Annotated in this window: 28 protein-coding genes; 13 read left to right on the plus strand and 15 right to left on the minus strand. The window is 41.7% G+C overall.

From position 1 onward, the window contains the following. The first annotated feature begins 82 nt into the window (after window positions 1-82). Window positions 83-994, plus strand: a complete 912-nt coding sequence (locus U3A58_RS07505) for a DMT family transporter (RefSeq protein WP_323822791.1) — start codon at window positions 83-85, stop codon at window positions 992-994. Here the strand turns inward: U3A58_RS07505 and U3A58_RS07510 are convergent, their stop codons facing one another. The 7 genes from U3A58_RS07510 to ubiE form a co-directional block, all read right to left on the minus strand. Continuing rightward, the gene (locus tag U3A58_RS07510; protein WP_323822792.1) at window positions 995-2,065 is read right to left on the minus strand and encodes a DUF3810 domain-containing protein; all 1,071 of its coding nucleotides are present in this window, start codon (window positions 2,063-2,065) and stop codon (window positions 995-997) included. 10 nt (window positions 2,066-2,075) lie between these two features. Next, window positions 2,076-2,657 carry a NifU family protein gene (locus U3A58_RS07515; RefSeq protein WP_323822793.1) on the minus strand — a complete coding sequence of 194 codons (582 nt, stop codon included), beginning with the start codon at window positions 2,655-2,657 and terminating at the stop codon, window positions 2,076-2,078. Between the two features lie 77 nt (window positions 2,658-2,734). Continuing rightward, window positions 2,735-3,469 (minus strand): ThuA domain-containing protein, encoded by a 735-nt coding sequence (locus tag U3A58_RS07520; protein ID WP_323822794.1) that lies wholly within the window; start codon window positions 3,467-3,469, stop codon window positions 2,735-2,737. A gap of 70 nt (window positions 3,470-3,539) precedes the next feature. Next, entirely contained in the window at window positions 3,540-4,289 is a 750-nt protein-coding gene (locus tag U3A58_RS07525) for a M15 family metallopeptidase (RefSeq protein ID WP_416377288.1), read from the minus strand. 2 nt (window positions 4,290-4,291) lie between these two features. Further along, window positions 4,292-5,050, minus strand: coding sequence for an SDR family NAD(P)-dependent oxidoreductase (locus U3A58_RS07530; RefSeq protein WP_323822795.1), 759 nt, complete (start codon window positions 5,048-5,050; stop codon window positions 4,292-4,294). Between the two features lie 97 nt (window positions 5,051-5,147). After that, entirely contained in the window at window positions 5,148-5,960 is an 813-nt protein-coding gene (porT, locus tag U3A58_RS07535) for a type IX secretion/gliding motility protein PorT/SprT (RefSeq protein ID WP_323822796.1), read from the minus strand. Next, entirely contained in the window at window positions 5,909-6,631 is a 723-nt protein-coding gene (ubiE, locus tag U3A58_RS07540) for a bifunctional demethylmenaquinone methyltransferase/2-methoxy-6-polyprenyl-1,4-benzoquinol methylase UbiE (protein WP_323822797.1), read from the minus strand. The genes porT and ubiE overlap by 52 nt, the downstream gene beginning before the upstream one ends. 123 nt (window positions 6,632-6,754) lie before the next feature. On the opposite strand from ubiE, the gene yihA reads away from it, so the two are divergent. From yihA to U3A58_RS07570, 6 genes are all read left to right on the plus strand, one after another. Further along, on the plus strand, window positions 6,755-7,357 hold the full coding sequence (gene yihA / locus U3A58_RS07545; protein ID WP_323822798.1) for a ribosome biogenesis GTP-binding protein YihA/YsxC: 603 nt from the start codon (window positions 6,755-6,757) through the stop codon (window positions 7,355-7,357). A 49-nt stretch (window positions 7,358-7,406) separates the two neighbouring features. Next, complete coding sequence (locus tag U3A58_RS07550) at window positions 7,407-7,853, plus strand: DUF5606 family protein (RefSeq protein ID WP_323822799.1); 447 nt, start codon at window positions 7,407-7,409, stop codon at window positions 7,851-7,853. Between the two features lie 46 nt (window positions 7,854-7,899). After that, window positions 7,900-8,208 carry a hypothetical protein gene (locus U3A58_RS07555; RefSeq protein WP_323822800.1) on the plus strand — a complete coding sequence of 103 codons (309 nt, stop codon included), beginning with the start codon at window positions 7,900-7,902 and terminating at the stop codon, window positions 8,206-8,208. Window positions 8,209-8,286: 78 nt separating this feature from the next. Further along, window positions 8,287-8,763: a lipocalin-like domain-containing protein gene (locus U3A58_RS07560; RefSeq protein ID WP_323822801.1), complete on the plus strand. Its 477-nt coding sequence runs from the start codon at window positions 8,287-8,289 to the stop codon at window positions 8,761-8,763. Between the two features lie 102 nt (window positions 8,764-8,865). Then, on the plus strand, window positions 8,866-9,987 hold the full coding sequence (locus tag U3A58_RS07565) for a sugar phosphate isomerase/epimerase family protein (RefSeq protein ID WP_323822802.1): 1,122 nt from the start codon (window positions 8,866-8,868) through the stop codon (window positions 9,985-9,987). Between the two features lie 136 nt (window positions 9,988-10,123). Further along, window positions 10,124-11,344: an ATP-binding protein gene (locus U3A58_RS07570; RefSeq protein WP_323822803.1), complete on the plus strand. Its 1,221-nt coding sequence runs from the start codon at window positions 10,124-10,126 to the stop codon at window positions 11,342-11,344. A 5-nt stretch (window positions 11,345-11,349) separates the two neighbouring features. Here U3A58_RS07570 and rnhA read toward each other — a convergent pair whose 3' ends face one another. Together rnhA and U3A58_RS07580 are read right to left on the minus strand one after the other, a co-directional pair. Continuing rightward, window positions 11,350-11,802: a ribonuclease HI gene (gene rnhA / locus U3A58_RS07575; protein WP_323822804.1), complete on the minus strand. Its 453-nt coding sequence runs from the start codon at window positions 11,800-11,802 to the stop codon at window positions 11,350-11,352. A gap of 36 nt (window positions 11,803-11,838) precedes the next feature. After that, complete coding sequence (locus U3A58_RS07580) at window positions 11,839-12,429, minus strand: MarC family protein (RefSeq protein WP_323822851.1); 591 nt, start codon at window positions 12,427-12,429, stop codon at window positions 11,839-11,841. A gap of 144 nt (window positions 12,430-12,573) precedes the next feature. On the opposite strand from U3A58_RS07580, the gene U3A58_RS07585 reads away from it, so the two are divergent. Further along, a complete protein-coding gene (locus U3A58_RS07585) occupies window positions 12,574-13,989 on the plus strand; it encodes a sensor histidine kinase (protein ID WP_323822805.1) in 1,416 nt (471 codons plus the stop codon). A gap of 105 nt (window positions 13,990-14,094) precedes the next feature. Here the strand turns inward: U3A58_RS07585 and U3A58_RS07590 are convergent, their stop codons facing one another. Together U3A58_RS07590 and aroQ are read right to left on the minus strand one after the other, a co-directional pair. Further along, the gene (locus U3A58_RS07590; protein ID WP_323822806.1) at window positions 14,095-15,150 is read right to left on the minus strand and encodes an aminotransferase class V-fold PLP-dependent enzyme; all 1,056 of its coding nucleotides are present in this window, start codon (window positions 15,148-15,150) and stop codon (window positions 14,095-14,097) included. Between the two features lie 12 nt (window positions 15,151-15,162). Further along, window positions 15,163-15,576 (minus strand): type II 3-dehydroquinate dehydratase, encoded by a 414-nt coding sequence (gene aroQ / locus U3A58_RS07595; protein ID WP_323822807.1) that lies wholly within the window; start codon window positions 15,574-15,576, stop codon window positions 15,163-15,165. Between the two features lie 331 nt (window positions 15,577-15,907). Here aroQ and U3A58_RS07600 point away from each other — a divergent pair, with 331 nt between their 5' ends. Both U3A58_RS07600 and xerD read left to right on the plus strand, forming a co-directional pair. Further along, window positions 15,908-16,093 carry a hypothetical protein gene (locus U3A58_RS07600; RefSeq protein WP_323822808.1) on the plus strand — a complete coding sequence of 62 codons (186 nt, stop codon included), beginning with the start codon at window positions 15,908-15,910 and terminating at the stop codon, window positions 16,091-16,093. A gap of 39 nt (window positions 16,094-16,132) precedes the next feature. Then, entirely contained in the window at window positions 16,133-17,038 is a 906-nt protein-coding gene (gene xerD, locus U3A58_RS07605; RefSeq protein ID WP_323822809.1) for a site-specific tyrosine recombinase XerD, read from the plus strand. Window positions 17,039-17,137: 99 nt separating this feature from the next. Here xerD and U3A58_RS07610 read toward each other — a convergent pair whose 3' ends face one another. Both U3A58_RS07610 and U3A58_RS07615 read right to left on the minus strand, forming a co-directional pair. Continuing rightward, window positions 17,138-17,812 carry a Tat (twin-arginine translocation) pathway signal sequence containing protein gene (locus U3A58_RS07610; RefSeq protein ID WP_323822810.1) on the minus strand — a complete coding sequence of 225 codons (675 nt, stop codon included), beginning with the start codon at window positions 17,810-17,812 and terminating at the stop codon, window positions 17,138-17,140. A gap of 70 nt (window positions 17,813-17,882) precedes the next feature. Continuing rightward, window positions 17,883-18,116: a hypothetical protein gene (locus U3A58_RS07615; RefSeq protein ID WP_323822811.1), complete on the minus strand. Its 234-nt coding sequence runs from the start codon at window positions 18,114-18,116 to the stop codon at window positions 17,883-17,885. 613 nt (window positions 18,117-18,729) lie between these two features. Here U3A58_RS07615 and U3A58_RS07620 point away from each other — a divergent pair. Then, complete coding sequence (locus U3A58_RS07620) at window positions 18,730-19,602, plus strand: glycoside hydrolase family 16 protein (RefSeq protein ID WP_323822812.1); 873 nt, start codon at window positions 18,730-18,732, stop codon at window positions 19,600-19,602. Window positions 19,603-19,794: 192 nt separating this feature from the next. Here U3A58_RS07620 and U3A58_RS07625 read toward each other — a convergent pair whose 3' ends face one another. Continuing rightward, window positions 19,795-22,140 carry a TonB-dependent receptor gene (locus tag U3A58_RS07625; protein WP_323822813.1) on the minus strand — a complete coding sequence of 782 codons (2,346 nt, stop codon included), beginning with the start codon at window positions 22,138-22,140 and terminating at the stop codon, window positions 19,795-19,797. 302 nt (window positions 22,141-22,442) lie between these two features. Here U3A58_RS07625 and U3A58_RS07630 point away from each other — a divergent pair, with 302 nt between their 5' ends. Then, entirely contained in the window at window positions 22,443-24,002 is a 1,560-nt protein-coding gene (locus U3A58_RS07630) for an SDR family oxidoreductase (RefSeq protein ID WP_323822814.1), read from the plus strand. Window positions 24,003-24,236: 234 nt separating this feature from the next. On the opposite strand, the gene U3A58_RS07635 is transcribed toward U3A58_RS07630, so the two are convergent. Beyond that, window positions 24,237-25,058: a purine-nucleoside phosphorylase gene (locus tag U3A58_RS07635; protein ID WP_323822815.1), complete on the minus strand. Its 822-nt coding sequence runs from the start codon at window positions 25,056-25,058 to the stop codon at window positions 24,237-24,239. Window positions 25,059-25,312: 254 nt separating this feature from the next. Between U3A58_RS07635 and U3A58_RS07640 the strand changes: the two genes are divergently transcribed. Further along, window positions 25,313-25,837 (plus strand): NADPH-dependent FMN reductase, encoded by a 525-nt coding sequence (locus U3A58_RS07640; protein WP_323822816.1) that lies wholly within the window; start codon window positions 25,313-25,315, stop codon window positions 25,835-25,837. Window positions 25,838-25,839: the final 2 nt, after the last annotated feature.

Raw genomic sequence — 25,839 nt, forward strand, 5'->3', positions numbered from 1 at the left:
TACAACTTTCTCACTACCAGAATGACAAACTATTCTTTGGTTTTACTTCCTTTGTGAAGAGGTCAACTTTCCGCCTTAGACGATGTCCACTACCACCACCGACAGCAATCTCAAAAACTGGGGTTTACTTATTCTTTTGTCTCTGATTTGGGGCAGCTCATTTATTCTCATCAAAAGAGGGCTGGAAGTGTTTTCAGCAGGAGAAGTTGGCGCTTATAGAATTGTAGCTGCTGCTACATTCCTGTTACCGCTTTCTATCCCAAGAATTAAAAATCTTGATAAAACCCAGATCAAAAATCTGATTATCGTGGGATTGGTAGGGAGTTTTATTCCTGCTTTTCTTTTTGCAAAAGCCCAGACACAACTCAGCAGTTCCTTAACAGGTGTACTCAATGCGCTGACGCCACTTGCAGTAGTGGTTATTGGGGCCTTGTTTTTCAATTCCAAAATAACCCACCGAAATGGGATAGGCTTAGCCATCGCATTTATCGGAGTCTTCATATTGGTGACAGTAAAAGAAGGGACTAGATTCGGTGCTTTTGCCGATATCAATTCACATGCATTCTATGTGATCTTGGCCTGTATCTGCTATGGTTTCAATCTGAATATTATCAAATACCGCTTCCAAAAACTCAACCCCATAGAAATCACAGCGATTTCCCTCATCATGGTTTTACCTGTAGCATTGATCTATCTAATGGCAGCCACACAGTTTTCTTATAAAGTAGTGAATGTGGAAGGTGCGTTGCCAGCATTAGGATATGTCACGCTACTCGGAGTAATGGGGACAGCAATTGCGCTGATTATTTTCAATGTGATGGTGAAGACCGCTACGCCTGTCTTTGCTGCTTCAGTGACCTATATTATTCCGATTGTGGCTATCTTCTGGGGTGTCCTTGATGGAGAAGTCTTGCTTTGGGGTCACTACATAGGAATTGTAGCTGTGATCGTAGGTGTTTGGTTTGGGAATAGAAGAAAGATAACAAGCGCATGATCAGCCTTTCATCCGCTCTCTCCAGGCAAAAGCTAGCTTAGGCAATTGCTGATAACTATTGATTCCAGCTTTTACCCCTTGGGTTTTCAGGAACACATCATTGGTCTTTCTGCTCAATTCCAGTGAATAAGGCTTAATTGCGTCACTTGCTTTCTGTAAAGAAACAAGATCATTTCGTACTCCTCTATCCAAGGTTTTCACCCATTCCTTGTAGTCTTCTGGTGCCATTCGATAATAATCACGGATTTGATAGGTCAACAACCGCAATTGGCCTGAATAGCGCAAAAGTGGATCATCACTATTGGTGCAGATCACCCAGGCAATAAAATTTGCTTCACCCTCGTCAGTAACTCCATAACTGTGCGCCATTTCATGTGCCACCGTGAACGGCTGCTCCAGTGCATGTAAAGTTGGATCGATGTAACTTTCCCCAGTAAAAGGAAAATAAATACCGAGAATCCCCATTTTCCGCATAAATCCGGGAGGTGGAAAAAGCTTCGTTCTTGGCCTGCCTGTGAAATTCAATCCCAACATATCGAGGTTGTCGGCGATATTTTCCCGCACAAGCTTTTCCAGTTCAGGATAAGGTAAAATCTCTTCAATTGCAGCAGTGTCCTGAGTAATGAAATTCCGGTATTGCTGCACCAAGCGCTGGGTAATCAACACTTCGCTTTTCAGCTCCTCCAGATTCATAGCTCGCGGACTAAGTGCCAACTGCTGCACTATTGGCGTCCGCTGATAATTGAATCCCCATAGAAAAAGAAAAAAGAAGACTAAGGCTCCAAGCCCATTTGCAAGTGCTCGGAAAGTGTAAAACAATTTCCACTTCCATCCTTTGCGGTTGGAAAGTCTAAAAATATATACTCCTAAAACCAAAAGTACGGCTGCTATAAACAAATAAACGCTGGGAAAAGGCAATTTTCCCAGCGTCATATCTATTACATTCCGAATACCCGGAAAGAAAATTCTAGAATAAATATCGTCAGTAGCTTCAGGGTTTTGAGCCGCTAAGTAGCGAATTCCCAGAGCAATAACTCCAAGAATCGCCCAAGACCAATCTCTTTTACCCATAAAAATCAGCTTAAACTCCCTCTGCTACCACTTCCTTCACTTCAGGAAGCATTCTGGTAAGTAGGTTTTGAATTCCGGCTTTCAACGTCACCGTGCTTGAAGGACAGCCTGAGCATGAGCCTTGCAACTGAACTTTCACTACTCCCTCATGGAACGAATGAAACACGATAGCTCCTCCATCTTGCTCCACAGCAGGCCGTATGTACTCATCCAGAATCCCCTTGATCTTTTTCACTACTTCCGAATCATTCTCATCAAAAAGAGGATCTTTTTCAAAACCAACAGGAACTGGTGCTTTGCCTGATTCCAAATATTGCTTGATATGATCACGAACAATTCCCTGAATCTCGGCCCATTCTACACTTTCGGACTTGGTGACCGTGACAAAATTAGAAGCTATGAAAACACGCTCCACAGCCGCGAAATTAAAGAGCTCTAAAGCCAGCGGATTGATCTTGGCACCTTCCGCATCCGGGAAATCAAAGCTTACTCCCTCATCCACCAACATAAAGTTGGCTACAAATTTCAGGGAATTAGGATTAGGATTGGCCTCCATGTAGAGGTGAACAGGTCTAGCTTGTGCTTGTAGCATGGTAATCTTGATGTTTGTTTAGAAAACCGATTTGCTGGTATTAAGTTCCAGCAAATCGGATTTTCCTGGCAAATGTATTATTTATAAGGCTCACCGGTAGCAGCGTACCAAATACCACCATAGAGATGCTTCAAGAAAGTCGGGTCTTCCCAAGCAGACTCCACATGGCCTAATGCAGTGTAAAATACTCTTCCTCCGTCAAATTCATGATACCAGGCCATTGGATGGTTGTCACCATTTCCTTTTGATACTTTGTACGTGCTTTCATCCGCTTTGATCAAGACCTTGATATCAGGATTGATCTCTCTGAATTCATACAATTCATCTGTCCACAACCAGTTTTTCGGTAAATGCCAAGTCGATGGATGCGTCTGATCCACTACCTCAAGTCTTAGGGTTTGCTGAGCCGGATGAGAGAGGAAATAAGCTCCAATCATTTTGTTATACCATGGCCATTCGTATTCTGTATCTGTGGCCGAATGAATTCCTACTACCCCTTTGCCACTTTGTACAAATCGCTGAAAAGCAGCTTTCTGCTCATCATTGAAAATGGTACCGGTGGTGGTAGTCAAAATCACTACATCATATTTCGCTAGTTTCTCATCTGTAAATTCTCCCGCGTCTTCAGTCGTGTACACACTGAAAACATCGGTTTTACCCATTTTCTTCAATGCTACTACAGCATCAGCTATGGATTGATGGCGGAAACCAGCCGTTTTGCTGAAAACCAGCGCTTTGAATTGCTGTGCAGGAGCAACCAATATTACACTGAAAATAAGCCCGAGGGCTAAAATTGTACGTTTTAAGTTCATAGGATTTGATTTGTTGGGTTATTGTTAACTATTAAAAACTGAATATTTAAACATTGATAATTGACCCCTGTCAATTGATAATTTCAAACTTTTCTCCAGCTTCTTTTCTGCTGAATGCATTGAAATGCCACCATTCCGACCCTATTCCAGTGAAGCCATTTGCAGTCATTACTTTTCGCAGAATATCTCGATTAGCAATTTGAGTTGCAGTAAGCTTCCCTTCAGCGCGCATTTGTTTTTCGCGGTCAGGATAAGCAGGATAGCCAAAGTAATCATAGCTTGTCCCCATATCCATCGTAGAATCAGCTTTCGTGTCAAATATGGTCAAATCAACCGCAACACCGAAATTATGTAAGCTGCCTTTTTTAGGGTCTGCGACATAGAGCGGCTTTAGGCTGTCAGGTTTGTCTAGAGTATCCCAAAGAATCTGCTGCACACTTAATGGACGAACGCCATCATAGACCAGCAAGGTATATTCGGGGTATTCACTTTGTAGCATTTCCTGAGCCTTTTTTAAGCGCGCAGCCACTTCTGGCTGAAGAAAAGCTTTGGTCAAGTCTCCGTAAACATCCTTCTTGAAGAAATTATCTACTGTAGAATACTTCAGCTCTACTCTAATATCAGGGATTTCTTCCTCCACATCCACCAAACCTTGAGTAATCAATTTCTCTTCCAATTCAGACTTTTTTACTTCTAACTCAATGTCCTTTACCGGATCCAATACTTCCCGCTGCTGCTCAGAGAAAACCTCCTGATCGCTCTTCTGAGTAGTCCCACAGGCAACTAAAAGTAAGAATAATGGAAAATAGAATTTGCTCACGGTTAGGAATCTTTTTGTACTATCGTGGCCGAAGCCTGTGCAGTTGGTAATACCACCACATCTGCAATCGTCACATGCGAAGGTCTAGTTACCGCAAATTCCACGATATCCGCAATATCCTGAGCGACCAGTGGCTCGATTCCCTGATAAACAGTCTCTGCCCGACTTTCATCACCCTTGAATCTTACCAATGAAAACTCAGTTTCTACCAAACCCGGGTGAATCGCTACCACGCGAATCCCAAATGGATTCAAGTCTAACCTCATCCCTTTAGTGATTGCATCTACGGCATGCTTGCTTCCGCAATAGACACTGCCATTGGGATAAACTTCCTTACCCGCGATAGAGCCTATATTGATAATCATTCCTGATTTCCGCTCCGTCATTCCAGGTATAATTGCTCTGGACACGTACAGCAGTCCTTTCACATTGATATCCATCATCGCGTCCCAATCGTCTAGATTGGCAGTTTGTACGGGGTCGATTCCATGGGCATTTCCGGCATTATTGATCAGTACGTCTATGGCTTTCCATTTTTCAGGAAGATTGTCCAGAATCTCCTTTACTTTTGCCCGATCACGCACATCGAATACTAAAGGCAAAAAATCAATTCCTTGGGGCAGTTCTGACTTGAGGTCCTCCAGACGATTTCCGCGTCTTCCTGTTGCGATAATGTCAAATCCTATTTTAGCAAGCGAAATAGCAGAAGCTTTGCCGATTCCAGAAGTTGCTCCAGTGACTAAGGCAATTTTGTGTTTCATCCTGAAAGATAAACAGAAATAGATTTAGGCAGAAACCAAATAGATAGCTTACTCTAAAAGTCTAATTTCCACAAGCTCAACGCTACACCTTTATGTGCTATTGAAAATTCAGGTATAGTGTAATACTTTTTCTTTTAATTGAGGAAATCGCATCCCGAAGATCCGACCGTGTATTTTCTGCTTGATAAGCATTCATCAGTCCATGCGAAAAACGAATCTCAGGGGCAAACTTGAAGTATTTGAAATAAATCTCGAATCCCATTCCGGCTTCAATAGAAAAATCCTGCCCTGTCATCACAATGTCATCCACATTCGCCTCATCCTGACCTTTGGTACGAAACTGATAACTCGCACCACCTACCCAATACATACGTGTATTGTTGAAACGAACAGATCGATATTTGAATAAAAGTGGGAGTTCAACTATGGTTGCTTCAGAAGTGAATACTTCACTAGTTGACGTATTGAGGTTTCCCCCATCAATTACCTCATCCGTAGTTAGGATTAAGGTAGGATCAATCACATTGAAATAACTTACTTCCGTTTTGTATTCATAAAATCCAACCTTTGGGGTAAACATCAAAGAAACTTGGTCATGAAATCTCAAAATACCAATAAATCCAAGAGAAAAACCAGGCGAAAATAGCGGCTGAATACTCCTCACATTGGTGAAGTCATTGGTAACCTGAGAATTCAGGAAAGCATCAGTATATTTCACTCTTAGGGTGCTATTATGTCCCGCAAGAAAAAACCCATACGATAGGGTTCTGTTGTCTGATCCGGACTCCGAAGTCAAGCCAAACATGCCTTGTCCAAACGTAGGAATGGCCGCAAAGAAAAACACTAAACCTACTAGGACTATTTTGTTCCTACATAGATTGAGCTTATTCCAAATGTGAGTGGTTTGCATAGGTTGCTTGTGAATCCAACTGTATTCATAATTCTGAGGAAATCCATTCCATCTGGAAAGGCCTGTACTGACTCAGGAAGATAAGTATAAGCAGAATTGTCTTTGGATACAATTTTGCCAATCTGAGGAAGAATAGCCTTGGAATAAAAGGCATAGGCCTGCTTCATCGGAGCTTTTCTTGGCTTGCTGAATTCCAATATCACCACTTTACCTCCTGGCTTCAGTACGCGATACATATCAGCTAATCCTTTCTCTAGGTTCTCAAAGTTCCTGACACCAAAAGAAACGATGACTGCATCAAACTTATTATCTTCGAAAAGTAAGCCTTCCGAATCCCCAAGTTGAAGCTCGATTTTATCCTCCAGGCCTTTTTTCTTTATTTTTTTGCGGCCTTCTTCCAGCATTCCCTCAGAAATATCCACGCCGATAATCTTATCCGGGTTCAAAGAAAGTGCTTCAATCGCAAAATCTCCCGTACCGGTAGCAATATCCAAGATCAATTTGGGCTGATCCTCTTTCAGGTATTTAATTGCTTTTCTTCGCCAAGTGATATCAATTCCCATGCTGAGCACGTGATTGAGTAAATCATATTTGCCTGAGATGTTATTAAACATCTCAGCTACTTGATCTTTCTTGGAATCTTGCTTGTCTTTGTAAGGTACTACGGCCATCGGAATTCTGTCTTTGAAGGAGCAATATTAGCGAAGAAACACGAGGAATGGAAAAATGTTCCGATTCGTCTCTTCATACCTCATTCCGGATAATGTCGTACTTTTGCACGCAAATACTAGCAGATGATCCAGAAAGCCACCTTTGTAATCAGTAATAACAATCCCGGAAATTGTCCAAAACCAGACCGTGCTGAGATTGCTTTTATCGGCAGATCAAATGTGGGCAAAAGTTCTCTGATCAATATGCTGGTCAACCAGAAAGGGCTGGCAAAGACTTCTCAGAAACCAGGTAAAACCCAATTGATCAACCACTTCCTGATCAATGACAAATGGTATCTAGTCGATCTGCCGGGCTATGGCTTCGCCAAAGTAAATCTGAAAGTGAAGCAAGGCTGGGAAAGCATGATTACTACTTACCTCACCAAGCGAGAGAATCTTTGCGGTGTTTTCGTTTTGATAGACAGCAGATTGGAACCTCAGCAGATAGACTTGGAATTTCTGCTTTGGTGCGGATCTCAAGGTGTGCCTACAGCTTTGGTATTCACCAAAGCAGATAAACAGTCCAAGTCCAAAACTGATCAAAACATCAGGAAATTCTTAAATAAGACGAGAGAATTATTTGAAGAAGAGCCAGACTACTTCGTCACTAGTGCAGAAGCTAGCACCGGCAAAGAAGAACTGACGAAGTTTATTGAAGAACTAATAACAGAATATGAAGCTAGGTGAATCATTTAATTGATAATCCTATATTTGCATCCTTGAAAAAATAAATCAAATGAATTTTAAAGATCTTGCCACCGTAGCCGGTAAACCCGGTTTGTTTAAAGTTTTGAAGCCTTCACGCACAGGAGTAATCCTAGAAAGCATGGATACCAAGAAAACCAAACTTGTAGCTGGTATGGCTCAACGTGTATCTATTTTAAGTGATATTTCTATCTATACATTGACAGAGGAAGGAGCTGAACCGCTGGAATCCGTGATGCAAAAGATTGAAGCGGAATTCCAAGGTGACTTGGGTCTGGACGCCAATCCTGATGACGCTGAGCTTAGAGCATTCATGAAGCATGTTCTTCCTGAAGTGGATGAAGCCAGAGTTTACGCCTCTGACATCAAAAAGCTGATCACTTGGTACAACTTACTTCGTGCACAAGCACCTGGAGTATTGGTGAAATCTGAGGAAGAAAAACCTGAAGACACAAAGTCTGAAGATAAATCAGAATAATACTAATCTAGCCCCGATTCACCTCAGGGCTTTTTTGAAATCAAGTATGAGTGAATCCTTGTCTCACGATGCTTATTCTTTGCTTCGCAAAGACTTTGAACTTCCAGAAGTCAGCTCAGAATTTGATGAAGAAAAAGCCATAGCCACGCTTTCCAAAGTCATCTCATTTATGCTGGACCGGGAGTTTGAGCGATTGCTGCAGATTTGCTATCGCATAGATTTAGGGGAAGACAAGCTCAAAAAAATCTTACATGAATCCGAACCAGATCAGGTAGCTCCTGATTTGGCAAAAGCTCTTTGGGAAAGACAAAAAGTAAAAGTAGAACTCAGAAAAAGGTATTCCGCAAATGAATAATGATGAGTGAAGCACTTTTCTAAAAGTCTAAATCTAATTTTTATTACTTTAGACTTCTATTTTAAACCATTTTTCTCTATGAAACCATTATTCAAATTAAATTTTCTAGTGGCACTCACTTGCCTTGTTGCTTTAGGATCATGTGGCAGTGAAGACGATACTGATCCGATGAAGACAGATGCCGAACTGATCGGGTCGGGCATAGCATGGAAATTTAGTAAAGTCACTGCCGCAGGAATAGATGCAAGCGCTTTTATTGATGCCTGCCATCTTGATAACCTAATTACATTTAACTACGAGACTAACCTTAGAACCGGAGTAGTAGATTCTGGTGCCACCAAATGTGATGATTCTTCTCCACAGACAGAAGATTTCACATGGGATTACAATGGAGCCACTAAAATCTTATCTGTCGATAGTGATATCATCGATATTCCAGGTGCAGCAGGTGATTTAAAAGTGGTAAGCGTCACAAGTAGTGAGCTTGTGGTTTCTCAAGATGTAGCGTTGCCGGGCTTTGGTACGCAAGAAGTGAAGCTCACCTTAGTTCATTGATTTCCTTTAACCTTCTTTAAAATCCTAAAAAGGAAATAAACCATGCACTTGTAAGCGCATGGTTTATTTCCTTTTTTTGCCTCACCCCCAAACTACCAAAAAATGGCAAACCCAATCTGGATCATGACCTCTGCTTTTGACCAACTCAACTTGGATCAAACGGTAGAGAAAGCATTAGAAATCGGCGCTCAAGGACTTGATCTCTGCGTTTTCAGAAAAGATGGTACTAGAGATGATTTCGTCGCTACGCATTTGGACTATGAGAATTTTGACCCAGAAGAAGCCAAAAAACTGATTGAGAAATTTAATAGAGTAAAACTTCGCCTTTCCATCGGAGCCTTTGATAATCTAATCGGTGGTGACCCGACTGAGCGAATCAAGAATCAAAATCATCTTTTGAAACTGATCCGAATGGCGTACTTGCTTGGAGGAGATGAAAACGATGTAAAAGTCGGGACTTTCGTGGGCTACAATCACGAACTCGGAAATCAAGAGGGTGGCTTTGAAAAGAACTTGCTCGAATATCAGCGAATCTTCGGGCCGATCATCCGCTATGCAAATAGTCTTGGAGTAACTGTACTTTACGAAAACTGCCCAATGGAAGGCTGGAGAAGCTCAGGACACTTTGGTACGTTTAATAATCTTCCGGGAGTGTTGGCAGCCCGGAAAATCATGTATGAACTTATCCCAGAATCAAATCACGGAGAAATCTACGATCCTTCGCATGATGTATGGCAACATACTGACCCCGTAGAAGTGATCAAAAATACCGATATGAATCGCCTAAAGAGAATTCATGTCAAATCCACTCGAAACAATCCTGATCCCTTCTGGGGCAATATGTATCCCATGCAGGAAGTCAAAACAGAATGGGCAGAAAAAGCAGGTATTCCATCCAGCACCAACCCATGGGACAGACATCACTATGAAGCAACTTTACCAGGGTTTGGACTAGGCGACTCGATGGATTGGCGAGAGTTTGTCAATGTTCTAAAAGAAAAAGAATTCTCTGGCCCTTTTGAAATCGAAAACGAAGCCGTGCTGTCTAAACAAACCGGAAATATGGGAGCAATCGTCCAAGGCTGCAAAGCTGCTGTTCAAAACCTTGCTCCTCTCCTTTATAAATTGAGTGAAGAGGGATGGACATATCCTGAGTCAGAATACAAATCACTTTTGGAAGTCAATCGTGAGGATGTGCCGCTGATGACGATGGATAGATTATGAGGTACTAAATCAGAAGTTTGTAAATAAAAATTCTAATAGTTTATGCTGTTATCGTAAACTATTATCTTCCATAAAAGTAAACTTTTATACTTTGATAAAATAAACAGTATCTTTGAGGTAATAAAGATCTCATCTAATGATACTTAAAGAAGAAATAGCGTCGGCAGTAGCAGGGCAAAAAAAATTAGTGCTCAGGGACAACTCTATAACCAAGAGAGAAGCTGCCAAGAATTTAAAACCTTCCAGCACGCATATAGAAGTAATCACAGGGATACGTCGTTGTGGGAAAAGCACGCTAATGCGGCAGATCATCTCAGAAACCCAGACAGACTTTTCCTACCTCAACTTTGAGGATCCACGGATATTTGGTTTTGAAATAAGTGACTTCCCAAAACTAGATGAGGTGTTTGGAGAGGAAAACTCAACCTATTTCTTTGATGAAATACAAAACGTGCAGGGCTGGGAGGTCTACATAAGACAGCTTCATGACCGGGGGCAGAAAGTCTATGTCACCGGCTCGAATGCATCATTACTCAGCCGAGAACTTGGAACAAGACTTACAGGCCGTTATTTAGCCCATGAGATATTTCCTTTTTCTTATCAGGAATTTTTGGAATACAATGCAAAGCCAGATGAACAGACAAGTTTCGAAGAGTATTTGAACTCAGGCGGATTTCCGGAATATCTACGTGACAAAAACCCTGAGGTATTACAAAACCTACTCAAGGATATCGTCTTTAGAGACATCTCCATACGCTACAGCATAAAAAACACCAAGACGCTCATGGACATCACGCTTTTCCTGATATCCAATGTAGGAAAAGAGATGAGCTTCAATAGCCTTAAAAAAACTTTTGAGGTAGGATCGGCGACTACTGTTTCCGACTATTTGTCTTGGCTAGAAGATGCCTATTTACTCTTCTTTCTGCCAAGATTCAGTTGGTCAGCTAAAAGTATCTCCAAGAATCCCAAAAAAGTTTATTGCATAGACACTGGATTTGCCAAGGCAAATTCATTGAGTTTTAGCAAAGATCAAGGAAGATTGCTTGAAAATCTCGTGTATATCTTGCTCAGAAAAACAAGATTAAAAACCTACTATTTCAGGGAGAATAAGGAGTGCGATTTTGTCGTTTTTGAAGGTGATTCCTGCAAATGGCTTATACAGGTCACCGAAAAAATCCATCTCGATAATCAAAAGCGCGAAGTGGATGGACTTGCAGAAGCCATGGAATTTTTTGGGAAAACTGAAGGCTTTATCCTCACGCTTGATCAAAGGGATACACTTTCTTCAGAGGGAAAAAACATGCAAATATTACCCGTCAAAGTGTTTCTTGCCGAATTCTTAAATAAACTTTAGGTAAATCATAAACTCGCTTCGTAACCCGTATCGACCTTTAGATCAAACCCTTCGGCCGCTTGCACAGCCAGAACATCGCATCTTTCATTTTCGAGATTTCCTGCATGTCCTTTAACCCAGATGAATTTCGGCTTGTATTTCAGATGCAGCGGAATGTAACGAAGCCACAGATCAGGGTTTTTCTTGTCCTTAAAACCCTTTTTCTGCCAAGCCCAAATCCAGCCTTTTTCTACGGAATCGACTACATATTTGCTGTCTGAATAAATCTGCACTGGAAACTCATCAGTGGTAAGTGCCTGGAGCGCACGGATCACAGCCAACAGCTCCATGCGATTGTTGGTGGTCAGGCGAAAGCCTTCAGAGAGTTCCTTTCTATGTTTATTGAATTTCAGGACGGCACCGTAGCCTCCTGGACCTGGATTGCCTTTGGCTGCACCGTCAGTGTAAATGGAAATCATGGGGCTAAGTAAATGAAAATACGTTAATGATGTGGCTTAAATCCCTGACTCCATACTTAATGGGAAGGCATTTGTCTTGAAAATCTTCACGGCGATGGAAAGCAAAATAATCCCAAAAATCCTTCTTAGAACATCTAAACCGGTCCTTCCTATTTTTCGCTCCAGCCAACCAGTACTTTTCAGCACAATGTAAACCAAGACCAGATTCAGGAGAATTCCTATCGCAATGTTAATCTGCGCAAACTCAGCTTTCAGCGTCAAAATCGTCGTGAGTGTACCCGCTCCTGCGATCAAAGGAAATGCAATTGGCACGATAGAAGCAGTTTCGGAAGCATCCGGACCTGATTTGAAAAGCTCGACTCCTAAAATCATCTCGGCACCGATCGCAAAGATGATCAGCGCACCGGCAATCGCGAAATCCTCCACTCCTATTCCGAATAGACTTAAAATAGATTTGCCTGCAAAAAGAAATAAAATCATCAATACACCTGCTGCCAAGGTGGCTTTTTCGGACTGAATATGACCCACTTTCTGCCGCAGATTGACAACAATAGGGATAGAGCCGAGAATATCAATCACTGAAAAAAGGATCAGGGAAACCGATAATATTTCTTTCAAATCAAACATTCCGCGAATGTACTTATAAACCATTCAGCTTTTCAAAACCTCAATGGTTTATAAGTTTTACGTTTCTAAAAACACACTTAAAAGCCAGATTATTGAGTGAATTTTTTAATCTTTATCAAACTCAAATAAATAGAGGAAAATAATATGGCCCTAGATTACCCTTCAATATTGTTTTTTTTAGCACTCAATAATTTATTCATAATTGCCTTATTCATCTTTCAATATTTTTACCATCACAAGCGATGGTATTTGCTATTAGTTGCACTGGGGATTGCGTTTCAAGTAATCGCTATCGTCCTGTTTAATTTTAGAGATCATTTTCCTCCTTTATTTTCATCCCGGATAAGCAATTTCCTTATGATTTCCAGTTTTGCACTGACTTCATTTGGCCTTCTTTCTTTCGATGGTAAAATTCGAAAAAAGGTCATGTGGGTTTTCATTACTGCCGTTTTTCTGGGTTTTTCCTGCATTTTAATCGTCGAAGATAACAACACAATTCTCCATGTAATACGGATAGCATCCTCTTCATTTTTCTTTATCGTTGGCTCCTATTATCTTTTTACCAATAAGAATAAGTACAAATCCGCATTACTGATAAGTGGAGTGCTTTTGATCTATTCTATGTTCCAGCTGATCAGGGCTTTTTATATTTACCAATTAGATCAATCTTATATTTTTACAACTAATTCAACGATTGGTAATTGGTTTCTGATAATTTCTCTTTTTGTCATAAGTGGTTCCAGTATAGGTTTCATTATGCTTTTAAAAGAGATTGATCAAAAAACCATACTTGAAAAAAATATAATAATACAACAGAGTAAACTTAAACTAGAAGATTTACACCTAACCCAAAATAAGCTGTTTTCCATCATTGCACATGATCTAAGAAATCCGTTTAACAATATTATAGGCCTGTCTGAGCTACTCAAAGAAAGCGATATGGGTGAAGTAGAATCTGTAGAATTTATTGATCTAATTAATTCTACTGCAAAAAACACCCTTAATTTGCTTGATAACTTGTTGAATTGGGCAAAGTCACAAACGGGGGAATTAAGTTTTATCCCAGATAAAATCATACTGTCCAGAGTCATAACTGAGATACTCTGGCTTAAAGAATCGCTGGCAAAGGCTAAAAATATTACTTTGAATTATGCACCAACGAGTGATATCGTATTATTTACAGACAGAAATATTTTAGGGACTATTTTGCGAAATCTAATTTCAAACGCAATAAAATTCACAAATCAAGGAGGGTGCATTGGTATCTTAGCGACTACAAGCGAGGATGAGGTGGAGATTTCTATTTGCGACAATGGAGTAGGAATGAGCGAAGAGACCATTCGTAAGATTTTTGACCCATCCACTACCATGACATCCCTAGGTACTGATAACGAAAGTGGTTCTGGCTTAGGTCTAGTGCTTTGCAGAGAGTTTGTAGAAAGACTTGGTGGGCATCTTTGGGTTGAAAGTGTAGAGGGACAAGGAAGTAATTTCAAGTTTACCCTACCTTTAGCAAGTGAGGTTCTTCCGTCTTACAGCTCCTTAAACAAAGAAAATTAGGCGTCTGGCGTAATTGCCGTGAATAATTAAAATGGCTCAAGTCTGAAGAACCAGCAAAGTGCTTATAAACCGCGCCCTCTGTGTAAAACTCCGCGTCCTCCGCGGTTAAAACCTTCCCAAAAACGCAACCAACTTATCCATTTCCGCATTCGTGATCGCAGGGAAATTGGCGATTCGGAAACTGGTAGGCTTATGAGGACCATAGCCAGATCCTAACTGCATTCCTTCCTTTTCAGCATCTTTCTTCACAGAGGCTATCAAATCCTCAGAACCAGTAACTGCCAATACAGTGGTACTTCTAGTTTCTGCATTATCTACTAGCATCCGAAGTGATTTTGATTGAGCTACGGCATTTTCCAACTTTTGCATACGCTCACGAAGATTTGCATCGATGTGCTGGATTTCCTGTAAGTCTTTTAAAACCCGGTTGAGCAAATAGATCCCAAATACATTTGGCGTGTAATGCGTCTGATAACCCACAGCATTTTCCAGCATAAAACTCAAGCTGTTGTATCTGCCTTTCTCTCCTTTACTCTCGCATTTTTCTATGGCTTTAGGAGAAAGTATCAAAATGCCCAAACCTGCTGGAAGACCGAAGCATTTTTGCACCGATGCGTACCAAATATCTGCCAAGCTAAAATCCAATTCAATCCCGGCCATAGAAGAAGTTGTATCCACAGCGATCATTTTCTCGGGGTATTTTTCCTTGATCGCATCAATCACCGACATCGGAACTTGAGTGGCATTGGCAGTTTCATTTTGCGTCAGCGCAATCACATCAAAATCCTCTGAAATCTCCAATCCTGCCACATCGATTGCCTCGTTCGCTTCGATTTTCAACCCATCAGTAGCCGGATTGATATGCTTCGCAAAGCCTATCCACTTTTTCCCAAAGGAACCTGAGTAAATATGAAAACTCGCCTGTTGCACGATAGATTGGGTGATGATCTCCCAATTTTCGGTAGCACTGGATGTGAAGAGCAGCTTGTAATCATCCGGCATATGCAGCTTTTCACGCATCAGTTGCTCAGTTTCCTGATACAAATGCATAAAGGCATTGCTGCGGTGATTTGCACTCAGAATACCTTCGTTGTAGGCATCTTGCAAATAAGTAGGAAGGGCATCGTATACTTTGGATGGCCCAGGAGCAAAAGTAAGCATAGTAGGTAGTGGTTATTGAAAATAGAGAATTCCTAGCGCGTAGCCTTTGAGGCCAAGGCCTGAAATCATTCCGACACAGGATTTGGAAATGATGCTTTTGTGGCGGAATTCTTCCCGCTTATAGATATTCGAAATATGTACTTCTAAGACAGGAGTTGTCACTCCGGCGATGGCATCAGAGATTGCTACGGAAGTATGAGTAAAGCCACCTGCATTCAGAAGAATGGCATCAAAAGAAAATCCAACTTCGTGAATCTTATTGATCAGTTCGCCCTCTATATTACTTTGATAATAATGAAGATCAATATCCTGAAAAGCTTTTTTCAAGCCCTCAAAATATTCTTCGAAAGAAGTACTTCCATAGACTTCCGGCTCTCTTTTCCCAAGTAGATTAAGATTTGGCCCGTTAATGATCAGGATTTTCAAAACAAAATTCGGTTTGATGGTTATCAGCTCAAAGTTAAAAGGATTTTCAGGTTTTAAAGTGGTAAAGTTGGAAGGTTGAAAGTTTCTTGTGATTTTCCGTAATGCAGGCAATGATGTTATTTTCTTTGTTTAGGTGGACCGAAGACCGAAGACGGGTGACCGAAGTTGCCTTCCATTATTTAGTTTGCCATCTCTTATGTTGCTGTTGAATTCCTGCAGGCAGAAAAGCTGATATACGTAAGATTTTATTCCAAAAGCTTATAGAATATTCTATTGAACAAATAGCTGAACGAAAATCCCTAAATTTACTTTTGGGTCTAATCACTTGGATATGGAAAATGAATTAATCAATAATCTGATTGCTGAAATTCTCAAAAAAAACGATCACAAAAATCCAAAGGAAGTCGTAGAAGAAGCTTTAAAAGTTTATCTGAGAAAAATCAAATTGGCTGAATTAGCCAATCTAAGAGGCAAAATCACATGGGAAGGAAATCTAGACGAAATGCGGGAATGTTAATTTTCCAACCTCTCAATTTTTCAATTTTATAAACTTCCTATGCACAAAGTCTGGGAAAACCACATCAAACAATTCCGCCATTACCTCAAACTAGAGCGATCGCTTAGCGGGAATTCTATTGAAGCTTATACCAGGGATGTGGAAAAACTGGCGAAATACAGTGATACAAATTTCCCTGATCAAAGCCCTTTGACGCTGGAACTGGAACATCTAAGAAGGTTTGTAAACGAACTAGCCAAGCTGGAAATATCGGAATATACCCACGCCAGAATTATATCAGGAATCAAAGCTTTTTACAAATACCTGATGTATGAGGACAGAATCACCGAAGACCCTGCTCAGCTTCTGGAAGCTCCGAAGCTTGGTCGTAAACTTCCCGACACACTAAGCTATCAGGAAATTGTGCAGCTTTTGGAGGCAATACCACTCGGAGAACCTGAAGGCCACCGCAACCGTGCGATGCTGGAAATGCTATACAGTTCAGGACTTCGCGTTTCTGAACTTACCGAATTAAAAAAAGGACAGGTGTTCGAAGATGTAGGTTTTCTGAGAGTGACGGGCAAGGGAAACAAAGAACGTCTAGTGCCCATCGGAAAAGATGCCTTGAAATATCTAAACATCTATAAAGACGAAGTCCGTGTACACCAAACTATCGCCAAAGGCCATGAAGAATATGTTTTTCTAAACCGAAGAGGGAAGAAACTTTCCCGGGTAATGATCTTTCTGATTATCAAAAAAACTGCTGAGCAAGCAGGAATCGAAAAGAATATTTCCCCCCACACGTTCCGACATTCCTTTGCCACTCATCTGATCGAAGGAGGAGCCGATCTCCGTGCAGTGCAGGAAATGCTTGGCCATGAAAGCATCACGACCACGGAAATCTATACTCATCTGGATCGGGATTATTTGAGGCAGGTGTTGACGGATTTTCATCCGAGGAAGTAATTAAATTCAAGCTCACCCATGGCAGGTAAGCTTGAAAACTTGGAGCACATAACCTATGAAAGCAATAATTACTCGTCTGTAATTTTAGTTCTCGCCTTATTAATTACCGGCAAAAATATATCCGCATCCATTTTCCTGAGCTCTGCCTAGCGCCCAAACTCCAGATGGCACAATCTGAATACCTGGCAATACCCCATTTTTCCATTCTTCATAAACTGCTGCGGCCTCTTTACCGATTTGCTGAGCCTTCGCACCACCATAAACGTTCAATGCCAAGTCACAGACGCAAAACATCGCTCCTCTGGACTGAAGTTCTTTGATCCCTTGAATTACTGGAACAGGAAAATCACCCTCCTGGGGCTCATAATAGGGATTTCTCAAGGAAGGCTTTTGGGTTTTTTTGTCCATTATCCCAAAAAACTCCCCTAAATTATATTTCTCCCAAAGCTCACTCTTCAATGCAAACGGGATGGCTGAATGCCTTAAGACTGACATAGCTGTAATATCAGAATCTTCCGATCCTGTCTGATTATTAGATAAATAAAAAGCCCAATTCCAAATAATTGCAAAACCGTCGTGAGGTGTAGATCCGTCATACACCACCCTGTGAGAACCTTTTATCTTCTTAAACCATTCATCCGCTTCGTGGATAAATTTTGTGCTATTACCATTAATTCCCTCAGCCAAAACGGCTGTTCCTACGTTAGACATGCTAGCAGTTGCAGCGAGAGTTCCGAGGAATTTTCTTCTAGAGTTTACATTTATGCGTTCCATAATTGAAAGGGTTTAGGTTGAAGTTTGAATTGATTATTTTTCGGTTTCATATTTTGATTCAGACTGAAAATTATCTGAATCGTAATATTTCTCTTATCACAGAAAGTTTTTCATAATTTTTACCATAAGATGCATTTACGCTGTCTAACCCCTCTTCCATCATAAAATCCACATAGCCTTCCCCCTCTGAATGTGGATGCACTGCACACCAATATTCTTTTGCCCACTTCGTGATTTCTTCCCTATTGATTGGGTTTTGATCTACTCCGACTATTTCCTGATAGCAATTCGTAAAAAGTGACATAGCTATAAAAATTATGTTTGAATCAGATTAAGGTACAAAACTTTATCCACACCCCCGATTAATCTCGTGACATTCAATACATTACTTGATAAATAAAAAACTATTGGAACCTTGGCTCGGCGAGTCTAGCTATCCGAACCAACACCTTTATTGGAGATGCATATATGGAAAAAGATTGTAGATGCTAGGTTAGAAATAACAGATTCACCTCTACAGATAACCATTTCGTAGTAGTTCAACTCAGTGATTCAGCAGACTTAAACCCGATGAACTTTCAACTAGTTATATATTCCAAAGTCATGAGACAATAAATTCTCTTATCTTCAATCCAATGAAATCGAGCATGCCGCAGACGTCACACAGGGGGATGATTATTCCCAGCATACACCGCAACAGCAGATATGCTTGTTCTTAGGGCGCGTAAGGCTGTCGCAGCAGCGAGCCAGGCGGCTGGCCTGCGGGGTGGAGCTTTGCTGGCGTCTTGACTTTTTGGTTCTTTTGCGTCAAGGCAAAAGAACAAAAGAAATTTTGAACATGACTAGAAAGTCACACACTGGGATGATTATAATGCATGCGAGATTCCATATGGCCTTAAAGAAAAAATTATAAACATATGAAACACGTATTTATCTTACTTTTTTTGCTAATGGCTAGCTTTGTTCCAAATGAATCAGATCAAAAGCATAAGTCTTTCTGCGAGGACTTCTCAGAATCTAGGTTAAAGAATTTTCGCTACGGCTCAACAGGAGCGAATGTCGATTTTAAACATAAAATTGGGATTTCATCTCCATCTGAACGAAAAACCAAGATACTGTCCTTCAAACTGAATCCGGATGAAATAGCTGGCCCAGGTAAGGGACCAGAGATTATCACCAAGCATTTCACCCATTTCGGGACTTACTCTACTAGGCTTAAAGTGCCTAATGCAACAAAAAAGCAGCCTAATGTAGGTGCTGTGGTGGGCTATTTCACCTACCATGAAGACGATCAAGAAGGCCTGAGCGAAATCGACTTCGAATGGCTGCTGGCTGACCCAAGAATCATCTACGTGGGCACTTGGACGGGTGAACATGGCAAGCTGCAACGCATAGGAAGAATCATCAATTTAGCAGAGGGAAAAATAATCGAAACGATCTCAAAAGTGGGATTCGACGGGACACCAACACCTTTGACCGGCTCACAAAATATCCCTGCAAGTATCCCTGCTATCGAAAATTTCGATGCTTCGTCGCAGTTTCACACCTATGGATTTGACTGGGAAAGTGACAGATTACGCTGGTGGATGCTACATCCTGAGACGGCTGACACACTTGTTCTATGGGATTATCAAGGTTCGCAACTCGGGATTCCCCAGCATGCATCCAAGTATCGGATGAACTTTTGGCATACAAAGGACTGGGCGGTGGAAGGGAAACCTAATTCACTTGAAAAACCTAAATTCCCCTTTGAGTTGGAAGTGGACTGGATGGAGTACAAAGAGAAATAAGAGAACACTTGAAGAGATTTTACCATACTTGATCCAAAGAAATCCCAATATGGTTTCCAAAATGTGGCCAGTCCCCATCTTTTGCTTTTATTGGCCCCAAAAACCCCTACCTATCCGCAGGCAGAAGAGACTGAAGTTCCATATTATACATCTACATTATTATGTATTCTCTAAAAACTGTCCTCAAGTTCATTAGAACTCTACCCGGTAACTCAAAATAGGAATCAACGGAGTTTGATAGGAGGTTTTGATCTCTCCGTCCATAGGTTCGAAGTAGCTCCCATAGACATTTTTGCGGTTGGTGGCATTCTGGATATCCAGTGCCCAAGTACGGGTGGACTTGGGTTTGTTTTTCTTTAGACTAAAGCGAAGATCTGTGCGGAAATAGGCTGGATTCTGAGCTGTATAGGCCAGGTTCTCATCATATACGCCCTCCCCTTTTTCTATGGATTCCTCCAGATTGATCGGTGTGGTGCGAAGCCCACCAGTGTAGATGGCACGGACATTCAGTCCGAGCACTCGCTCTTTTTTCAGCTTGTATTCTTTGCCGGCAGTCAGCGTCACATTGAAATTGCCATTGTAGGCCGTATTTCTCCAGATATTCTCGTTGGTTTTGTACTTGGAATTGTAGAGAGAAGTGGAAAGCAGAAAGTACAGGTCATTGTGCGTAAACTGCTCCAAGGTAAGCTCCACTCCATAGTTTCTTCCAAAGCCTTCATTCACCAGCGGGTCAGTAGCAAAAGTCCATTGCTGATTGATGATGGAATAAGTTTCATCCGCAACGCTTTTGATCGGTATATCAAACAAAAGTTGATAGTAAGTCTCCACTTTCATGCGCAAATATGGATTTAATGAGCGATCATAGCCCAGCACAAAATGATGCGATTTGCTCAGACCAAGATCTTTATTAGGAAGGATAATCTGTCCGTTCACCTCTTGCTCGGCGAAATATGTTCCCAATGGCTGCACCTGACTGTGGAGTCCATACCCGAAGCTCAGACGCTGCTTTTCATCCAGCGCATAAGAAGCACTGAGTCTTGGCTCTATCGAGTTAGAGTTGTTCAGCAAAAGCTGTAGGTAATGCAGCCCGACATTCAACGTCAGTCTCTCGCTGGCACGGTAATTCAGTTGGGAAAAAGCCTGAATACTCTGTGTATTTCCTTTAGAATTGATGTTGGTTTCCAAGCTTTGTGCAGCTTCCTCAAAGTCGTCCTCGCGTAGGTTGTAATACAATTGATTAACATAAAACCCACTTCTCAAACTCGCTTTGGCGGAAAACTTGGTATTCAAAACAGAACTTAATGTGACCTTGGAATTGCTGTAATTTTCATAAAAACGATCCTGAGACTGCAAGTTGTCATCCAGTCTGGATTCTGTAGTACCCAAGGCATTTCCTGAAGCCAGCACAGTAGTTTGAAGGAAATTCGCTTGGTTCAATATAAATGAATGCTTGATTCCCACTGCACCCGTATTAGAAAAGAAAGTGCTTCCGTAGCGATCGCCCTCAGATTCCCATTCCAGCGAATCCTTTTGCGCATCGCCTTTCTGATCACTCAGCCCACCGAAGCCAAATAGGGTAATGTTACTTTTCGCACCAGTTGGCAAATAGATATTAAAGGACAAATCCTGAAAATTGGTCACAAAGTCACCAAGCGGAAGACCGATGTTTGATAGCAAAGAAAGCGTAGAATAACGGTAGTTGACCAGATAAGAACCTTTGTAGTTTTTGGCGATCGGGCCTTCTGCCGCCAAGTCCAAACCTAAAAACCCTGCTTGAATTGTGAATTCTTGGTTTTCATTATTCCCTTTTCTCAGACTCAGGTCAAACACGCCTGAAAGTGCATTGCCATATTCCGCAGGAAAAGCTCCGGTCACGAAATCAGAATTGGCCAGCAACTGAGAACTCAAGATGGATACGCCACCACCAGAGGTGCCGGGATTGACAAAGTGATTGGGATTTGGAATATCTATCCCTTCCATCCGCCAAAGCAAACCATTAGGACTGTTGCCACGGATGGAAATGTTATTGTTGCCGTCATCTGTGCTGGTTACTCCAGAGAAAGAGGCTGCCATTCGGCCTGGATCATTTACAGCTGCAGCAAATTTCCTTGCTTCCTCTACAGAGAATGTTCTTCCACTGACCTGAATCATATCGTTGATAGTCCGGTCTTTTTCAGTAGCCGTCACTACAAATTCATCGATTTGTGTGATATCCTCCTCCAAAGGAATTGTCAGAACCACTTCCTTACCTGAGTTCAATTGGACGTTGGGAAAAATAATTTCCTTAAACCCCATAAAACTTACTTTAAGCGAGTAAGTGCCCAAGGGTAATGCCGCGAGTTTGAAATACCCATCCACATCTGTGGTAGTTCCAATTACTGGATCTGAACCCAAAATCATCACCGTTGCGCCAGGCATAGGAGCCTTTGTAATCTGGTCGATCACATTGCCACGGACCGTTTGAGTGAGTTGCTGTGCTTGCAGGGGATTGATCGCCATGAAAAATATCACTCCAAAAATTTTAGTAAACGAATTCATCTTAATTGGTTTAGTTTGGATCTATGACAGGGGAGTTGGGGTTTACCCTTAGTGATATGTGAAATTTCTCTCGCGGCGGCAAAGTTTATTCCTCCCGCGAAGGCGCAACGGCGCAATTTTTAAAAGTTCGTCATTGCGATAAGCGAGGTACAAGTGTAGAAGCAATCTGAATTTCTCTTGTATACACAACATTTTTATTCCCCCTCTTTCAATTTCCGACTTTATGGCACCAACCAACAACAATCCAAATTCACTTTCCATTTTTTAAATCTCTACTTTTATGCCCTTGTAAGCACACGACCATGGAGAAGGGAAATAAATCTGTCACCCCAGTAAAAATCACACCTGAACAAATCGCACAATGCATTGCTGTACTGGAGGGATTGAATGAGGACACAGATCAGATTTTTGACATTCCTAAGGAAAGTAGGCTTGCGCTTCTGATGGCCGCGGGACAATTTTCCCGTCCCTGCAAAGACGAACTTGCTGAGCGCAAAAAGAGCGCAAAAAAAATCCACCGTAAAAAAGTAATTGCAAAGGACATTCTAGCCCGAAAGACTACGGGTATTCGTTCTGCGCGGGAAGCTTCTATTTTCATAGCTCCTAGCATGCTGGCTTTGACTGGCAAGGAAGCCGAAGAAGCTACCCAACTTGAGTCTCCCAGGGAATGCTACGTCTGCAAGGAATCCTTTGACCGACTGCATCATTTCTACGACACTATGTGTACGGGCTGTGGAGATTTCAATTATGCCAAGCGTTTCCAAACGGCAGATCTGAAAGGCCAAGTGGCTTTAGTCACGGGTTCCAGATTGAAAATCGGCTACCACATCACGCTCATGATGCTTCGTGCAGGCGCTACGGTGATTGCAACGACTAGATTTCCTGTGGATTCTGCATTGCGCTATGCCAAGGAACCTGACTTCAGTGAATGGGGCGATCAGCTTCATATCCATGGACTGGATTTGAGACATATTCCAAGTGTGGAGATTTTTTGTAATTACATCGAGCAGCAATACAACCGCTTAGATGTGCTGATCAACAATGCTGCCCAGACCGTTCGGAGACCAAGTGGTTTTTACCAGCATTTGATGGAAAATGAGTCCTTATCATGGACTGATCTATCTTCAGCTTCGCAAAAATTACTTTCCGATCATCATGCTTGCTTGCAGGAGATACGTGCGCTGAGCCAGGAATTTGCCGAAGGCGAAAGTAAAAATCTGCCTGTTTCCTGGCATGGAAAGCAACTTGGAATCGGGCTAACTTCTTCTGCTCAGCTGACCCAAATCCCTTACAGCATCGATGATTCTTTAAGTTCGGAGGAAATTTTTCCTATAGGAAAACTCGATGCAGATCTTCAGCAGGTGGACTTGCGGAAAACAAACAGCTGGCGGCTTAAGCTTGGCGAGATTCAAACCAACGAAATGCTGGAAGTACAGTTGGTGAATTCAGTGGCACCTTTTGTACTATGCAACCGACTAGTAAACATCATGAAGAAGGATAACACCGGCAAAAAACACATCATCAATGTCTCGGCAATGGAGGGGAAATTTCATCAGTTTCACAAGGAAGCCCGACATCCGCATACCAATATGGCCAAGGCAGCGCTGAATATGATGACGCTGACTTCTGCGGCAGAATTACCCAAATTAGGAATTTACACGAATGCCGTGGATACTGGATGGGTGACAGATGAAGATCCTGCGGAGCTAGCGAAGCGAAAGCAGGAAGTGCACGACTTCCAACCACCACTGGATATAGTCGATGGAGCTGCCCGGGTATTGGATCCACTCTTTGATGGAATCAATACAGGAAAACACTGGAATGGAAAATTTTTGAAGGACTATAAGCCTACTAGCTGGTAGGCACTTGATGTCTCCCACCAAGGCGCAAAGGCGCAGTTTTTTTTAATGAGAATTAACAATCGTGGATACTGGGGTTGACATGGGGAGCACAGTTAATGCGTCACTCCCAATGTAAAAATGGTCTGAAAGCTATAACTATGCTTGGTAAACTATGATCTCTATGTGACTATATGGTTATAAAAATCTTATTAGTCCAGCTTCTGGAGAAGCCGGTCAGCGGTGAAGCTTTCATCCTCATCCAATCTGCCTTACCAATTCCTTGATGATCTCAGCCATCATAGGCTCAGCTTTAGCAGCAGCTTCAAGCACTGCGGCTATGGTAACTGGCTGGATTTTGCCTTCTACCCCTAAGTCGGTAATCGCAGAAACACCAAAAACCTCGATTGCCATTTGTCTCGCCACGATCACTTCGGGCACTGTACTCATTCCCACAGCATCCGCGCCTAATACCCGTAGATACTTGTATTCTGCGGGAGTTTCCAGATTTGGGCCTTGCACTCCAGCATAGACACCTGTGTGAACCCTGAAATTATTTGCTTTCGCAAATCCCAACGCAATAGCAATCAAATCTGCTGAATAAGCATCGCTCATATCAGGGAATCTTGGACCAAATTCCTCGTAATGCTTTCCACGAAGTGGGCTCTCTGGAAATAAATCGATCTGATCACGGATCAACATCACATCCCCAACTTCATGATCTGGATTGAGACCTCCACTGGCATTTGAGACCAGCAGCGTTTTCACTCCAAGCTTCTTCATCACACGAACTGGAAAAGTAACCTCCTGCATGGAATAGCCTTCGTAATAATGAAAGCGTCCCTTCATAGCCATTACTTTTTTTCCTGACAGCTCCCCGAAAATCAATTTACCGGAATGACTTTCTACAGTAGATAGCGGAAAGTGAGGAATGTCAGCATAGTCAATTTCCTTTTCCACGATGATTTGATCACCCAAATGTCCCAGCCCGGTGCCCAGAATGATCGCTGTTGATACTTCACTGGTATAGTGTGAACGAATAAAAGAAGCTGCTTCAGAGATTTGATTTAGGTAGTTCATAAAGTTGAATCTGTTTTACAGCAATGATGCCAGTATCCATAATTTTTTTACTTTACTGGAAGGAAGACCGAAGACGGGTGACCGAAGTAACCTAAATGCCAGAGTTTACAAAATCCTATGATGCTTTAATCTTTTTACTGGTTTAAAAGCTTAAATACATTAAGTTAAATTTGCCTGCCCTAAATATATAAATTACCTCCCAGCTTCGAACTTTTGCCTAGGCAAGAATGTATTCCTTTCAGAAAAACCAGAAAATGATCAAGATAATCGTAGGAACCAACCGCAAGAATTCAGTTTCAAAAACCATCGCTGAGCTTTATCAGGCAATTCTCAAAGATAAAGGGGAGGAATCCGAAATCCTTGAATTGGAAAACTTACCCAGTGATTTTATAGAGAATGCTTTGTATGAAAATAATGGGAAGCATGAATTGTATAATGAGTTTCATGACCAATTGGTGGGTGGAAAAAAGTTTGTGTTCATCGTGCCTGAGTACAACGGCTCTTTTCCGGGAATCCTAAAGACCTTCATCGACGGAATGACTTATCCTAATACATTTAGGAACAAAAAATGTGCTTTAGTAGGTATTTCATCTGGAATAGGCGGCGGTGGCATCGCAATGAGCCACCTTACCGACATCTTCCATTATCTGGGAATGCAGGTCCTTGCTCTAAAGCCAAAACTGGCCAAAATAGAGCAAAATATGTCAGATAACCTGCTCACCAACAGGTTGTACTTGGACTTGCTGCAAACCCAGGCAGACATGCTGCTTGATTTTTAGGA

Origin of the sequence: Algoriphagus persicinus, assembly GCF_035156415.1 — a bacterium.
Lineage (GTDB): Bacteria > Bacteroidota > Bacteroidia > Cytophagales > Cyclobacteriaceae > Algoriphagus > Algoriphagus persicinus.

Bases quoted from the DNA above. Each gene is read 5' to 3' on its own strand.
- porT (WP_323822796.1), bottom strand. From the start codon at position 5,960: ATGCAAACCACTCACATTTGGAATAAGCTCAATCTATGTAGGAACAAA.
- U3A58_RS07515 (WP_323822793.1), bottom strand. From the start codon at position 2,657: ATGCTACAAGCACAAGCTAGACCTGTTCACCTCTACATGGAGGCCAAT.
- U3A58_RS07640 (WP_323822816.1), top strand. From the start codon at position 25,313: ATGATCAAGATAATCGTAGGAACCAACCGCAAGAATTCAGTTTCAAAA.
- U3A58_RS07615 (WP_323822811.1), bottom strand. From the start codon at position 18,116: ATGTCACTTTTTACGAATTGCTATCAGGAAATAGTCGGAGTAGATCAA.
- U3A58_RS07625 (WP_323822813.1), bottom strand. From the start codon at position 22,140: ATGAATTCGTTTACTAAAATTTTTGGAGTGATATTTTTCATGGCGATC.
- yihA (WP_323822798.1), top strand. From the start codon at position 6,755: ATGATCCAGAAAGCCACCTTTGTAATCAGTAATAACAATCCCGGAAAT.
- U3A58_RS07630 (WP_323822814.1), top strand. From the start codon at position 22,443: ATGGAGAAGGGAAATAAATCTGTCACCCCAGTAAAAATCACACCTGAA.
- U3A58_RS07565 (WP_323822802.1), top strand. From the start codon at position 8,866: ATGGCAAACCCAATCTGGATCATGACCTCTGCTTTTGACCAACTCAAC.
- U3A58_RS07510 (WP_323822792.1), bottom strand. From the start codon at position 2,065: ATGGGTAAAAGAGATTGGTCTTGGGCGATTCTTGGAGTTATTGCTCTG.
- U3A58_RS07590 (WP_323822806.1), bottom strand. From the start codon at position 15,150: ATGCTTACTTTTGCTCCTGGGCCATCCAAAGTATACGATGCCCTTCCT.
- U3A58_RS07555 (WP_323822800.1), top strand. From the start codon at position 7,900: ATGAGTGAATCCTTGTCTCACGATGCTTATTCTTTGCTTCGCAAAGAC.
- U3A58_RS07580 (WP_323822851.1), bottom strand. From the start codon at position 12,429: ATGTTTGATTTGAAAGAAATATTATCGGTTTCCCTGATCCTTTTTTCA.
- U3A58_RS07530 (WP_323822795.1), bottom strand. From the start codon at position 5,050: ATGAAACACAAAATTGCCTTAGTCACTGGAGCAACTTCTGGAATCGGC.
- ubiE (WP_323822797.1), bottom strand. From the start codon at position 6,631: ATGGCCGTAGTACCTTACAAAGACAAGCAAGATTCCAAGAAAGATCAA.
- U3A58_RS07505 (WP_323822791.1), top strand. From the start codon at position 83: ATGTCCACTACCACCACCGACAGCAATCTCAAAAACTGGGGTTTACTT.
- U3A58_RS07585 (WP_323822805.1), top strand. From the start codon at position 12,574: ATGGCCCTAGATTACCCTTCAATATTGTTTTTTTTAGCACTCAATAAT.
- U3A58_RS07620 (WP_323822812.1), top strand. From the start codon at position 18,730: ATGAAACACGTATTTATCTTACTTTTTTTGCTAATGGCTAGCTTTGTT.
- rnhA (WP_323822804.1), bottom strand. From the start codon at position 11,802: ATGATTTCCATTTACACTGACGGTGCAGCCAAAGGCAATCCAGGTCCA.
- U3A58_RS07560 (WP_323822801.1), top strand. From the start codon at position 8,287: ATGAAACCATTATTCAAATTAAATTTTCTAGTGGCACTCACTTGCCTT.
- U3A58_RS07610 (WP_323822810.1), bottom strand. From the start codon at position 17,812: ATGGAACGCATAAATGTAAACTCTAGAAGAAAATTCCTCGGAACTCTC.
- xerD (WP_323822809.1), top strand. From the start codon at position 16,133: ATGCACAAAGTCTGGGAAAACCACATCAAACAATTCCGCCATTACCTC.
- U3A58_RS07550 (WP_323822799.1), top strand. From the start codon at position 7,407: ATGAATTTTAAAGATCTTGCCACCGTAGCCGGTAAACCCGGTTTGTTT.
- U3A58_RS07570 (WP_323822803.1), top strand. From the start codon at position 10,124: ATGATACTTAAAGAAGAAATAGCGTCGGCAGTAGCAGGGCAAAAAAAA.
- U3A58_RS07600 (WP_323822808.1), top strand. From the start codon at position 15,908: ATGGAAAATGAATTAATCAATAATCTGATTGCTGAAATTCTCAAAAAA.
- U3A58_RS07520 (WP_323822794.1), bottom strand. From the start codon at position 3,469: ATGAACTTAAAACGTACAATTTTAGCCCTCGGGCTTATTTTCAGTGTA.
- U3A58_RS07635 (WP_323822815.1), bottom strand. From the start codon at position 25,058: ATGAACTACCTAAATCAAATCTCTGAAGCAGCTTCTTTTATTCGTTCA.